Source organism: Sphaerotilus natans, from assembly GCF_900156335.1.
Lineage (GTDB): Bacteria > Pseudomonadota > Gammaproteobacteria > Burkholderiales > Burkholderiaceae_C > Sphaerotilus > Sphaerotilus natans.
The window spans coordinates 16,864-29,486 of the sequence record NZ_FTMZ01000016.1 but is presented as its reverse complement, the minus strand read 5'-3'; the positions used below and the strand labels follow the sequence as shown (position 1 = coordinate 29,486).

Here is a 12,623-nt window from a genome sequence, read left to right as displayed (position 1 = left end):
CGATGGGCCTGTCGGAGGCGCTGTCCTGGTACCTGGTGCCCCGGCCGCTGTTTCGCGGCGGCCACCAGGTCGAGCTGCTGCGTGGCGGCGACCAGCTCTTTCCCGCGATGATCCGCGCGATCGAGCGCGCGCGCCACGAGGTCTGGCTGGCCACCTACATCTTTCACGATGACGTGGCCACGCGGGCGGTCGAGCGGGCGCTGGTGCAGGCGGCGCGGCGCGGCGTGCGGGTGCGCGTGGTGATCGACGGCTTCGGCTCGCATGACAGCCTGGACCCGATCGAGCCGCGCCTGCGCGCGGCCGGCGTCGCGGTGGCGGTGTTCCGGCCGCTGTCGCGCTGGACGCACTGGCTGCAGCCCGGGCAGCTGCGCCGGCTGCACATGAAGCTGTGCGTGGTCGACGGCGAGACCGGATTCGTCGGCGGCATCAACCTGATCGACGATCGCATCGACCTGCATCACGGCCGCACCGAACTGCCGCGCCTGGACTTCGCGGTGCAGCTGCGCGGCCCGCTGGCCGAGGCGATGGCGCATGCGACCCGGGCGATGTGGTCGCGCGCCTGGTTCGGCCGCGACTGGCAGCAGGAGCTGCGCTCGCTGCTGCTCGCCGGCCATCCGGTGCGCCGGGCGCGTGCGCTGCTCCGGCAGATGCGGCTGACCCGCCGCAGCCAGCACCAGCTGCCGCTGCTCGAGCAGACGCTCGCGCCGGTGCAGGCCGCCTTCGTGGTGCGCGACAACATCCGCCAGCGCCGCACCATCGAGCGCGCCTACATCGACGCGATCCGCCAGGCGCGCGAGCGCATCTGGCTGATCTCGCCCTACTTCTACCCCGGGCAGGAGTTCCGGCGCGCGCTGTGCCGGGCTGCGCGCCGCGGGGTGCAGGTGCGCCTGCTGATGCAGGGCAAGCCCGACTACCGCATCGCCGCGATGGCCGCGCGGGTGCTCTACGACGAGCTGATGGCCTGCGGCGTCGAGATCCACGAGTACACGCCAGCCTTCCTGCATGCCAAGGTGATGCTGGTCGACGAGCACTGGGCCACGGTGGGCTCGTCCAACATCGATCCGATCTCGCTGCTGCTCAATCTCGAGGCCAATCTGATCGTGCGCGACGAGGCGTTTGGCGCCGAGCTGGCGCGCGAGATCGGCCGCGCCATCGCGGTCGCGGAGCCGGTCACGCCGCAGCGGCTGCGCTCCGGGCGCTGGCTGGTGATGATGCAGCGCGCGCTGGTGGCCTGGATCGCGCATGTCTATCTGCGCGTGGCCGGGGTGACCGGCCGCTACTGAGGCGGCCGGGGCGGATGTCTCAGCGGCGCGCCTTCATCTGCTGCAGCGCGGCGATGCGCTCCTCGATCGGCGGGTGGCTGGAGAACAGCGCCATGAAGCCGCTCGGCCGGCCGGAAATGCCCATCGCCGCCAGGCTCCTGGGCATCTCGCCCGGATCGAGGCCGCCCAGGCGGGCCAGCGCATGCATCATCGGGCGGCGGTCGCCCATCAGGCTGGCGGCGCCGGCATCCGCGCGGAACTCGCGCTGGCGTGAGAACCAGGCGACGATCATCGAGGCCAGCACGCCCAGCACCAGGTCCATCACGATCGTGGTGGCGATGTAGCCGATGCCGGGCGCGTCCTTCTCGTTCTTCAGGATCAGCCGGTCGACCACATAGCCGACGATGCGCGAGATGAAGACCACGAAGGTGTTGACCACGCCCTGGATCAGCGTCAGCGTCACCATGTCGCCGTTGGCGACGTGGGCGACCTCATGGCCGATGACCGCCTCGACCTCCTCGCGGGTCATGCTCTGCAGCAGCCCGGTGGAGACCGCCACCAGAGACGCGTCGCGAAAGGCGCCGGTGGCGAAGGCGTTGGGCTCGCCGTCGTAGATCGCGACCTCGGGCATGCCGATGCCGGCCTTCTGCGCGAAGCGCGCCACCGTGCCGACGATCCAGCGGTGCATCGGATCGTTCGAGTCGTTGATGACCTGCGCGCCGGTGCTCCACTTCGCCATCGGCTTGCTCATCAGCAGCGAGACGATCGCGCCGGAAAAGCCCATGAACAGCGAGAACACCAGCAGCATGCCGATGTTCAGCCCCTGCGCGTCGAGATAGCGGTTGATGCCCAGCACGCTCGAGGCGATGCCGAGCACCAGCATCACGGCCAGGTTGGTGAGCAGGAACAGGACGATGCGTTTCACTCGGGACTCCTCGGGGTCTGGAACATCATCTGCGGCCGTGCCCTCGCGCTGTCAAGGGGCGGGTGGATGCCTTTCAGGCGACGCTCAGTCCACCAGGCGCCAGTTCAGCGTCTCGCCGCCGCCCATCGGCTTGAGCTCGGCATCGCCGTAGGGCAGGGTCTCGGGCAGCTGCCAGGGCTCGCGCTTCAGGGTGATCGTGCCGGTGTTGACCGGCAGGCCGTAGAAGGCCGGGCCGTGCAGGCTGGCGAAGCCCTCCAGGCGGTCGAGCGCGCCGGCGCGCTCGAAGGCCTCGGCATAGAGCTCGATGGCCGACAGCGCGGTGTAGCAGCCGGCGCAGGCCGCGGCGTGCTCCTTCAGGTGCGCGGCGTGCGGCGCGCTGTCGGTGCCCAGGAAGAACTTCGGGCTGCCCGAGGTGGCCGAGGCCACCAGCGCGCGGCGGTGCTCCTCGCGCTTGAGCACCGGCAGGCAGTAGTAGTGCGGGCGCAGGCCGCCGGTGAAGATCGCGTTGCGGTTGTAGAGCAGATGGTGCGCGGTGAGGGTGGCGGCCATGTTCGGGCCGGCCTCGGCGACGTACTGCGCCGCCTCGCGGGTGGTGATGTGCTCGAAGACGATCTTCAGCTCGGGGAAGGCGTCGCGCAGCGGCTCCATCACCTGCTCGATGAAGCGCGCCTCGCGGTCGAAGACATCGACGGACGGATCGGTCACCTCGCCGTGCACCAGCAGCAGCAGGCCCTCGCGCTGCATCATCTCCAGCGTCGCGTGGGTCTTGCGGATGTCAGTGACGCCCGCGTCGCTGTTGGTGGTGGCGCCGGCCGGATAGAGCTTGAGCGCGACGACGCCGGCCTCGCGGGCGCGGCGGATCTCGTCGGGCGGCGTGTTGTCGGTCAGGTAGAGCGTCATCAGCGGCTCGAAGTCGACCCCGGCGGGCACGCAGGCGCGAATGCGGTCGCGGTAGGCCACGGCCTGCGCCGCGGTGGTCACCGGCGGCCTCAGGTTGGGCATGATGATCGCGCGGCCGAACTGGCGCGCGGTGTGCGGCACGACCGCAGCCATCGCGGCGCCGTCGCGCACATGCAGGTGCCAGTCGTCAGGGCGGGTGAGCGTCAGCGACGCGGCGGCGGTCGGGGGGAGGGCGGTCGTGTTCATCACCCCGGATTCTCGCCCAAGGCCGGCGCGCGCGTGCTCGACGGGAGTCGGGATTGAAGGGCTATCGCCGGGCGCTGTTCCGGGCGTTGTCAGCTGTTGGGCGAGGCCTGGCGGCGCTGCAGATCCAGCTTCAGGAAGTCCCACAGCGCCTGCGCGGCGGGCTTGTTGTGGCGCGACACCTCCGGGCGCTCGCGGTAGAGCCACACCTCGATGGTGACCTCGAAGGCCTGCTGTGCCTGGCGCGGCCCGGCGGGCACCAGGCGGCGCACGCTGACTTCCTTGCGCACCGAGCTGGCCGGCAGGAAGGCCAGACCGTGGCCTTCCAGCGCCATCGCCTTCAGGCCCTCGGCCATGTCGGTCTCGTAGATCGGCTCGAGGTAGAGCGCATCGCTGGACTGCTTCAGCAGCAGGTCGACCATGCGGCCCAGGTAGGCGCCGGAGGCATAGCCGAGATAGGGCACGCGGTCGTTCTGGCGGCCGGGCAGCCGGAACAGCGGCTCGCCGTCACTGCCGGCGCGGGCGTAGGGCGCCAGCGTCTCGGTGCCCAGGCTCAGGTGCTCGTAGCGCTGCGGGTTGAGCTGCAGCGGCTGCGAGGCATGGTGATAGGCCAGCAGCAGGTCGCAGGATCCTTCGGTGAGCTGCATGACCGCGTCATGCACGTTCATGCCGACCAGCCGGCTCTTGAACGCGCCGAAGCGCTGGCGCAGTTCCATCACCCAATGCGGGAAGAAGGTGAAGGCCAGCGAGTGCGGCACCGCGAACTCGATCATGTCCTGGCTCGAGGTCTGGTGGCCGCGCATCAGGTTGCGCGCGGCCTGCAGGCTGCCCAGGATCTCCAGCGCCTGCGGCAGCAGCGTCTGGCCGGCCGAGGTCAGGCGGGTCGGATAGGACGAGCGGTCGACCAGGTCGATGCCCGCCCAGGCCTCCAGCGCCTGGATCCGGCGCGAGAACGCCGGCTGGGTCACATGCCGCAGCTGGGCCGAGCGCGAGAAGCTGCGCGTCTCGGCCAGGCTGACGAAGTCTTCAAGCCATTTGGTCTCCACCGCGGCAGTGTAGCGGGGTGTCTCGCTGGACTGCTGCGTGCCCTGCGCAGGCAAGGTCTTGCGGGGACAGCCGCCCGCAGCTCAGTCGCTGCCTTTGCCCTGCTGCTGCAGTCGCCACATCCGGGCGTAGACGCCGTCCTGCGCCAGCAGCTCGGCGTGCGTGCCTTGCTCGGCGATGCGGCCGTGCTGCAGCACGACGATGCGGTGCGCGTCCACCACCGTGCTCAGGCGGTGCGCGATCACCAGCGCGGTCTTGCCGCGTGCGGCGCTGGCCAGCTCGGCCTGGATCGCGCGCTCGTTGGCCGAGTCCAGCGCCGAGGTCGCCTCGTCGAAGATCAGGATCGGCGGGTTCTTCAGCAGCGTGCGCGCAATCGCCACGCGCTGCTTCTCGCCGCCGGAGAGCTTCAGGCCGCGCTCGCCCACCGCCGTCCCGTAGCCCTTGGGCTGCGCGGCGATGAAGTCGTGGATGTGCGCGGCGCGGGCGGCGGCCTCGACCTCGGCCGGGCTGGCGCCGGGGCGGCCGTAGGCGATGTTGTAGCCGATGGTGTCGTTGAACAGCACCGTGTCCTGCGGCACGATGCCGATGGCGCGGCGCAGGCTGTCCTGCGTGACCTCGCGGATGTCCTGGCCGTCGATGGTGATGCGGCCCTGCGGCAGGTCGTAGAAGCGGTAGAGCAGGCGCGCCAGCGTGCTCTTGCCCGAGCCTGACGGGCCCACGACCGCCACCGTCTTGCCGCCGGGAATCTCCAGGCAGACGCCATGCAGGATCGGCCGCTCCGGGTGATAGGCGAAGCCGACCTGCTCGAAGCGCACCGTGCCCTGCGTGACGGCCAGCGCTGGCGCCCCCGGCCGGTCGGCGACCTCGCGCTCGCGCTCGAGCAGGCCGAACATCCGGCCCAGGTCGGTCAGGCTCTGCTTGATCTCGCGGTAGAGCACGCCCAGGAAGTTCAGCGGGATGTAGAGCTGGATCAGCAGCGCGTTGACCATCACCAGGTCGCCCAGCGTCAGCTCCTTGGCCACCACGCCGCCGGTGGCGCGCCACAGCATCGCCACCAGGCTGGCGGCGATGACCAGCTGCTGGCCGGCGTTGAGCAGCGACAGCGTGCCCTGCGACTTGATCTGCGCGCGGCGGTAGGCGTCCAGGCCCTCGTCGTAGCGGCGCGCCTCGAAGGCCTCGTTGTTGAAGTACTTGACCGTCTCGTAGTTCAGCAGCGCATCGACCGCGCGGGCATTGGCCTTCGAGTCGAGCTCGTTCATCTCGCGGCGAAAGCGTGTGCGCCACTCGGTCACGCCGATGGTGAAGGCGCCGTACACCAGCAGCGCCGACAGCGTGATCCAGACGAAGCCCAGGTCGAAGCGCGTGCCCAGCAGCGTCAGCACCAGGCCGAGCTCGACCAGCGTCGGCACGATGGTGTAGAGCGAGTAGCTCACCAGCGACTGCAGCGCGCGGGTGCCGCGCTCGATGTCGCGGCTCATGCCGCCGGTCTGGCGATCGAGGTGGAAGCGCAGGCTCAGCGCGTGCAGGTGCTCGAAGGCCTCCAGCGCGATGCGCCGCGCCGCGCCGTGGGTCGCCTTGGCGAAGACCAGCTCGCGCAGCTCGGTGAAGACGGTGGTCGAGAAGCGCAGGCCCGCGTAGCCCAGCAGCAGGCCCAGCGGCACGACCACCAGCGCGCGCGGGTCGCCCGCCGGCAGCGCGAGCTGGTCCACCAGTTCCTTCAGCAGCAGCGGCACGCCGACATTGGCCGCTTTCGCCGCGACCAGGAAGATCAGCGCCAGCGCCATGCGCGCGCGGTAGTCCCACAGATAGGGCACCAGCCGGCGCAGCGTGGTCCAGTCGCTGCGGGGCGGGGCGGAGGAGGCGGAGGACTCTGCGGGGGAGGGGTCGAGGGTGCCGCGGCGCATCGGGGTTCGATCCGGGACAATACCGGCGAGGTGAAATGAATGAGTGTGACTGAAACGAGGACTTCCTGCCCTGACGCCGCCGGCCCGGCCGGTGCGGGCGAGCCGCCTGGCCTGGGGGGCGCCCCCGGCTCGCATCAGCGCGAGCTGGTGCTGCGGGTGATGCCGATGCCGTCGGACGCCAACGGCAACGGCGACATCTTCGGCGGCTGGATCATGGCGCAGGTCGACATCGCCGGCGCGGTGCTGCCGGCGCGCATCGCGCGCGGGCGCATCACCACGGTGGCGGTCAACCAGTTCGTCTTCAAGAACGCCGTCTCGGTGGCCGACCTGCTGAGCTTCTACGCCACCGTGACCCGCATCGGCACCACGTCGGTGACGGTCCAGGTCGAGGTCTACGCCGAGCGCAATCCGGCCGAGCCCCGGGTGGTCAAGGTGACCGAGGCGAGTCTGACCTATGTCGCGATCGACCGCGAGGGCCGGCCCAGGCCGCTGCCCGTGGCGGTGCCTGCGCCTCCCGCAGCCCCGGCCAGCGGCGGCTGAGCGCCCGGCAGCACCGGGCTCGAGGGCCAGTCCGCGACGATCTGCGTCGCCAGCGCCTCGGCCCAGACGCGGTACAGCGCCGGGCCGGGATGGAAGCCATCGGCGGCCATCAGGGCCTGCGGCGACTCCCGCCGCACCGCGACCGGCATCTCGACATGCAGCCGCGCGCCCGAATCGGCCGCCCAGCGCTGCAGCGCCCGGTCCAGCCGCTGCGACGAGGCGCCCAGCACGCGGCGCAGCGGCTGGGGCAGGGCGGGAAAGCGCGCCATCGGCGGCACGGCCGACACCACGCTGAGCTGCACGCCGGCGAGATCGCGCGCGCAGGCCTCGAGCGCGCTCATCTGGCGCATCCAGCGCGCGGGCGAGGTGCCGGCGATCGTGTCGTTGACGCCCAGTGCGGTCACCATCACGTCGGCCGGCGGCAGCCGCCCCTGCGCGGCCAGCGCGCGCAGCGCTGCGGTGGCTTCGGGCGTGGTCCAGCCGGTCTGGGCGACCAGCTGCCAGGCCACCGGCGCCTGCAGCCGGCGCGCCAGGGTCCGGGCGAGCTGACCGGCCAGCGCCTCGTCCTGGGTGGCCGCGCCCACGCCGGCCCCGGAGGAATCGCCGACGATCAGCAGCCGTAGCCGGGGCACCGCATGGCCGGCATGGTCCGAGCCGATCAGCCCCAGTCGCGCCCCGCTGGCTTCCGGCAGCTTCGGCACCTGGCGCCGCACCTGCCGCCCCTGCCAGAGCAGCAGCGGCGCGAGCAGGATCCGGGCGAGTGCCAGCATCGGCATCGGGGCGGCGGGCCTCAGGCGAAGCGGGAGAAGTCCGGCTGGCGCTTCTGGAAGAAGGCCTGGAAGGCCTCCTGCGCCTCGGGGCTGCGCAGCCGGGTGGCGAACAGCTCGGCCTCGGTGGCGATGACCGCGCGCAGCTGCTCGCGCTGCGGCGCGCGCATCAGGCGCTTGCTCTCGCGCACCGCGCCCGGCGGCAGCTGGTTGAAGCGCTCGGCCACGCGCCGGGCCTGGTTGACCACCTCGCTGGCGGGCAGCACCGCGTTGGCCAGACCCAGCTCGGCGGCTTCCGAGCCGGTGAAGGGGTCACCGAGCAGCAGCTTCTCGGCCGCGCGCATCGGGCCCAGGCGCTGCGGCACCAGCAGGCTGGCGCCGAACTCCGGCACCAGGCCCAGGCCGACGAAGGGCATCGCCAGCCGGGCCTCGTCGCTGACGTAGACGAAGTCGCAGTGCAGCAGCATCGTCATGCCGATGCCGATGGCCGCGCCGGTGACGGCCGCCACCACCGGCTTGTCGCAGTCGAGCAGCGCCTCCATGAAGCGGAAGACCGGCGAGTCCATGCCCTGCGGCGGGCGCTGCATGAAGTCCTCGAGGTCGTTGCCGGAGGTGAAGATGCCGGGCTGGCCGCAGATCAGCACCGCACGCACCGACGGCTCGGCCTGCGCGGCGCGCAGCGCCTCGGCCATCGCCTCGTACATCGCCAGCGTCAGCGCGTTCTTCTTCTCGGGGCGTGCAATCTCGATCGTGGCCACGCCGTTCAGCGTCGCGGTGCGAATGGTGGGGATGCTCATCGAAGTCTCCTGGGCAATCGGGAATCTTAAGCTCCCGGGCTGGAAAAGACGCGGCCGCCGCATCCGATCCCTCGGAGGCGGCGGCCAGCACGGGCCGGCCACAGCCGGCGAAAGGATCAGACGCGCTCGAACAGGCCGGCCGCGCCCTGGCCGGTGCCGACGCACATCGTCAGCATGCCGTACTTCATCTGGCGACGACGCAGCGCATGCACCACGGTGGCGGCGCGGATCGCGCCGGTGGCGCCGAGCGGGTGGCCCAGCGCGATGGCGCCGCCCATCGGATTGACCTTGGCCGGATCGAGCCCGACGGTGTCGATCACCGCCAGCGCCTGCGCCGCGAAGGCCTCGTTCAGCTCGATCCAGTCGATGTCCGAGAGCTGCAGCCCGGCCGACTTCAGCGCCGCCGGAATCGCCGCGATGGGGCCGATGCCCATGATTTCGGGCGGCACGCCGCGGCTGGCGAAGCTGACGAAGCGCGCCAGCGGCGTCAGGCCATGCTCGCGCACCGCACGCTCGCTGGCCAGGATCAGGGCGCCGGCGCCGTCGCTGGTCTGCGAGCTGTTGCCGGCCGTCACGCTGCCCTTGGCGGCGAAGACGGGCCTGAGCTTGCCCAGGCCTTCGAGCGAGGTGTCGGGCCGCGCGCCCTCGTCGCGGCTGACCGTGCGGGTGCTGATGTGCAGCTCGCCGCTGACCAGATCGGGCGTGCGCTCGGTGACCTCGACCGGCGTGGTCTCGGCGTCGAACTCGCCGGCCGCCTGGGCCGCCAGCGCCTTCTGGTGCGAGGCCAGCGCGAAGGCGTCCTGGCGCTCGCGGCTGACCTTCCACTGCTGCGCGACCTTCTCGGCGGTCAGGCCCATGCCGTAGGCGATGCCGACGTTCTCGTCACGCTCGAAGATCGAGGGGTTGAAGCTCGGGCTGAAGCCGCTCATCGGCACCAGGCTCATGCTCTCGGCGCCGCCGGCGATCATCACGTCGGCCTCGCCGACGCGGATGCGGTCGGCAGCCATCTGGATGGCCGACAGGCCCGAGGCGCAGAAGCGGTTGACGGTGATGCCGCCGACCGTGTTCGGCAGCCCGGCCAGCAGCGCGCCGATGCGCGCCATGTTCAGCCCTTGCGCGCCCTCGGGCATCGCGCAGCCGATGATGGCGTCCTCGATCGCGGCCGGATCGAGCGTCGGCACCTGGGCCAGCGCGCCGCGCAGCGCCGCGACCAGCAGGTCGTCGGGGCGGGTGTGGCGGAAGAAGCCGCGGTGCGACTTGCCGATCGGCGTGCGGGTGGCGGCGACGATGTAGGCGTCCTGCAGTTGCTTGCTCATGTGGGGTTCTCCGTGTCGCCGCGTCAGTTGCGCACCGGCTTGCCGGTCTGCAGCATGCCCATGATGCGTTCCTGGGTCTTGGGGTGTTCGAGCAGCGCGCAGAAGCGCTGGCGCTCCAGCGCCATCAGGTATTCCTCGGTCACGACCGTGCCGGCGTCGACCTCGCCGCCGCAGACCACCTCGGCGATCAGGCCGGCGATGTGGAAGTCATGCGCGCTGATGAAGCCGCCGTCGCGCATGCCCACCAGGCTGGCGCGGATGGTGGCGATGGCGCTGCGCCCGGCCACCGGGATCAGCGACTTCTGCGGCGGGCGGTAGCCGGCGTCGGCCAGCGCCTTCGCCTGGCCGAGCGCGACGTGCAGCAGCTCGTCCTTGTGCGCGACGATCACGTCGGCGTCCTGCAGGTAGCCGAGCTGGCGCGATTCCAGCGCGCTGGTGCCGACGGTGGCCATCGCCGCCGCCTGGAAGCCGTCCTTCAGGAAGGGCAGCAGGTCGGTGCCCGGCGCGGCTGCGGCCTTCTCGGCGGCGCGGCGCGCGATGGAGGTCAGCCCGCCGCCGCCCGGAATCAGCCCGACGCCGACCTCGACCAGCCCGACATAGCTCTCCATCGCCGCGACCCGGCGCGCGCAGTGCACGGCCAGCTCACAGCCGCCGCCCAGCGCCAGCCCGCGCATCGCCGCCACCACCGGCACGCCGGCGTAGCGGATGCGCAGCATCAGGTCCTGCAGCTTCTTCTCCTCGGGCGCGATGCCCTTGGCGCCGGCCTTCATGAAGACCGGCATCAGGGCTTCGAGGTTGGCGCCGGCCGAGAACACGTCGTCCGGCGACCAGATCACCAGGCCCTGATAGCTCGCCTCGGCCAGCTCCACCGCTTTGAGCAGGCCGGCGGTGACGGTCGGGCTGATCAGGTGCAGCTTGCAGTCGATGCTGGCGATCAGCACCTCGCCGTCGAGCGTCCAGACGCGCACCTCCTCGTTGCGGAAGACCTCGGTGCCGCTCTTGAGCGCCGGCACGGCGTTCTCGCCGACGACGGTCTCGGGGAAATGCTGGCGCTGGTAGACCGGAAGCGCCGGGCGAGGCAGGTACGTGCCCTGCGCCGCCGACCACGAGCCCTCGGGCGTGTGCACGCCGGTGCGGCCGTCGAAGACCCAGTCGGGCAGCGGCGCGCTCGACAGCGTCTTGCCGGCGTCGATGTCCGCCTTCACCCAGCCGGCGACCTGCTGCCAGCCGGCGGCCTGCCACAGCTCGAACGGGCCCTGCTGCATGCCGAAGCCCCAGCGCATCGCCAGATCGACCTCGCGCGCCGAGTCGGCGATCGCGCCCAGGTGCACCGCCGCATAGTGGAAGGCGTTGCGCAGGATCGCCCACAGGAACTGCGCCTGCGGATTGCTCGACTCGCGCAGCAGCTTGAGCCGCTCGGCCGGGGCTTTCTTGAGGATGCGGTCGATGATCGGCTCGGCCTTGGCGCCCGACGCGACGTAGTCGCCCTTGGCGGGATCCAGGCGCTGGATGTCCCGGCCGACCTTCTTGTAGAAGCCCGCGCCGGCCTTCTGGCCCAGCGCGCCCTGCGCGATCAGCGTGGCCAGCACGGCGGGCGTGGCGTAGCTCGGGTGGAAGGGGTCGTTGCCGCGGTCCGGGCCGAGCTGGTCCTGCATCGTGCGGATGACGTGGGCCATCGTGTCGAGACCCACCACGTCCGCGGTGCGGAAGGTGCCCGAGCTGGCGCGGCCGAGCTTCTTGCCGGTCAGGTCGTCGACGAGGTCGTAGGGCAGGGCGTAACGCTCGGCCTCGATCATGGTCGAGAGCATGCCGGCGATGCCGACGCGGTTGGCGATGAAGTTCGGCGTGTCCTTGGCGCGCACCACGCCCTTGCCGAGCGTGGTGGTGGCGAAGGTCTCGAGCTGGTCGAGATACGGCGCTGCGGTGGTCGGCGTCGGGATCAGCTCGACCAGCTGCATGTAGCGCGGCGGGTTGAAGAAGTGGATGCCGCAGAAGCGCGGCTTCAGGCTCTCGGGCAGCGGCTCCGACAGCGCGGTGATCGACAGGCCCGAGGTGTTCGACGCCAGGATCGCGTGCGGCGCGATGTGCGGCGCGATCTTCGCGTAGAGCGCGTGCTTCCAGTCCAGGCGCTCGGCGATGGCCTCGATCACCAGGTCGCACTCGGCCAGCAGCGCCAGATCGTCCTCGTAGTTGGCGGCGCGGATGCGCGCGGCCTCGGCGGCCAGCCCCAGCGGCGCGGGCTTGAGCTTCTTCAGGTTCTCGATCGCCTTCAGCGCGATGGCGCTCTTCGGGCCGGGCTGGCCTGCCGGTGCGGGCAGGTCGAACAGCACGACCGGCACGCTCACGTTGACCAGATGGGCGGCGATCTGCGCGCCCATCACGCCGGCGCCGAGCACGGCGACCTGGCGGACATTGAATCGACTCATGAGTGCTTCCTTGTCTCCGGGGAAATGTCGTCGCGGGGCCCGGCGTCAGTCGACGCGGACCCAGGTCTGCGTGCGGCCCAGCAGCGGCGCGCCGATGTAGCCGCGCACCTCCAGCCGCCGGCCGCCGTCGACCGGCTTCATGCGGACCTTGTAGGTCTTGCCGTTGTTCGGGTCGAGGATCTCGCCGCCGTCCCACAGCGTCGGGTCGGAGGCGCTGGCCTTGACGCCGCGCACGATGCTCAGGCCGACGACCGGCTGGTCCTTGCGCTCGTCGCTGCATTTCTCGCAGCGGGCGTCCTGCTTGGCCGGGTCGAAGACCTTCTCGACCTTGGCCGAAAAGACGCCGCCGGCCTCGGTGATGCGCACCAGCGACTTCTCGGTCTTGCCGTCGTCGTCGATGGTCTTCCACAGGCCGGCGGGCGTGGCCTGGGCCAGCGCGCCCGCCGGCAGGGCGAGCGCGGCGCCGGCCAGCGCCAGCGCGATCAGGGAGCGTTGCATC

The 12,623-nt window shown here is 71.3% G+C and carries 11 protein-coding genes; 2 read left to right on the top strand and 9 right to left on the bottom strand.

The window, feature by feature from the left end; genetic code table 11:
* Positions 1-2: 2 nt before the first annotated feature.
* Positions 3-1,283, top strand: a complete 1,281-nt coding sequence (gene clsB / locus BW996_RS14170; protein WP_051631794.1) for a cardiolipin synthase ClsB — start codon at positions 3-5, stop codon at positions 1,281-1,283.
* A gap of 19 nt (positions 1,284-1,302) precedes the next feature.
* Here clsB and htpX read toward each other — a convergent pair whose 3' ends face one another.
* The 4 genes from htpX to BW996_RS14150 all read right to left on the bottom strand — a co-directional run bounded on the left by htpX (position 1,303) and on the right by BW996_RS14150 (position 6,278).
* Positions 1,303-2,187 (bottom strand): protease HtpX, encoded by an 885-nt coding sequence (gene htpX / locus BW996_RS14165; protein ID WP_037480542.1) that lies wholly within the window; start codon positions 2,185-2,187, stop codon positions 1,303-1,305.
* 84 nt (positions 2,188-2,271) lie between these two features.
* The gene (pyrC, locus tag BW996_RS14160; RefSeq protein WP_051631793.1) at positions 2,272-3,333 is read right to left on the bottom strand and encodes a dihydroorotase; all 1,062 of its coding nucleotides are present in this window, start codon (positions 3,331-3,333) and stop codon (positions 2,272-2,274) included.
* 89 nt (positions 3,334-3,422) lie between these two features.
* The gene (locus BW996_RS14155; RefSeq protein WP_037480572.1) at positions 3,423-4,376 is read right to left on the bottom strand and encodes a LysR substrate-binding domain-containing protein; all 954 of its coding nucleotides are present in this window, start codon (positions 4,374-4,376) and stop codon (positions 3,423-3,425) included.
* Between the two features lie 81 nt (positions 4,377-4,457).
* Positions 4,458-6,278 carry an ABCB family ABC transporter ATP-binding protein/permease gene (locus BW996_RS14150; RefSeq protein ID WP_037480539.1) on the bottom strand — a complete coding sequence of 607 codons (1,821 nt, stop codon included), beginning with the start codon at positions 6,276-6,278 and terminating at the stop codon, positions 4,458-4,460.
* Between the two features lie 159 nt (positions 6,279-6,437).
* Here BW996_RS14150 and BW996_RS14145 point away from each other — a divergent pair, with 159 nt between their 5' ends.
* Positions 6,438-6,818, top strand: coding sequence for an acyl-CoA thioesterase (locus tag BW996_RS14145; protein WP_241461925.1), 381 nt, complete (start codon positions 6,438-6,440; stop codon positions 6,816-6,818).
* On the opposite strand, the gene BW996_RS14140 is transcribed toward BW996_RS14145, so the two are convergent.
* From BW996_RS14140 to BW996_RS14120, 5 genes are all read right to left on the bottom strand, one after another.
* Positions 6,731-7,594, bottom strand: a complete 864-nt coding sequence (locus tag BW996_RS14140) for an SGNH/GDSL hydrolase family protein (RefSeq protein WP_051631792.1) — start codon at positions 7,592-7,594, stop codon at positions 6,731-6,733. The genes BW996_RS14145 and BW996_RS14140 overlap by 88 nt on opposite strands.
* Before the next feature lie 14 nt (positions 7,595-7,608).
* On the bottom strand, positions 7,609-8,382 hold the full coding sequence (locus BW996_RS14135; protein ID WP_037480536.1) for an enoyl-CoA hydratase: 774 nt from the start codon (positions 8,380-8,382) through the stop codon (positions 7,609-7,611).
* 116 nt (positions 8,383-8,498) lie between these two features.
* Positions 8,499-9,698 carry an acetyl-CoA C-acyltransferase gene (locus BW996_RS14130; protein WP_076458965.1) on the bottom strand — a complete coding sequence of 400 codons (1,200 nt, stop codon included), beginning with the start codon at positions 9,696-9,698 and terminating at the stop codon, positions 8,499-8,501.
* A 23-nt stretch (positions 9,699-9,721) separates the two neighbouring features.
* Positions 9,722-12,124, bottom strand: a complete 2,403-nt coding sequence (locus tag BW996_RS14125; RefSeq protein WP_076458964.1) for a 3-hydroxyacyl-CoA dehydrogenase/enoyl-CoA hydratase family protein — start codon at positions 12,122-12,124, stop codon at positions 9,722-9,724.
* A 45-nt stretch (positions 12,125-12,169) separates the two neighbouring features.
* The gene (locus BW996_RS14120) at positions 12,170-12,622 is read right to left on the bottom strand and encodes a DUF2147 domain-containing protein (protein ID WP_076458963.1); all 453 of its coding nucleotides are present in this window, start codon (positions 12,620-12,622) and stop codon (positions 12,170-12,172) included.
* Position 12,623: the final 1 nt, after the last annotated feature.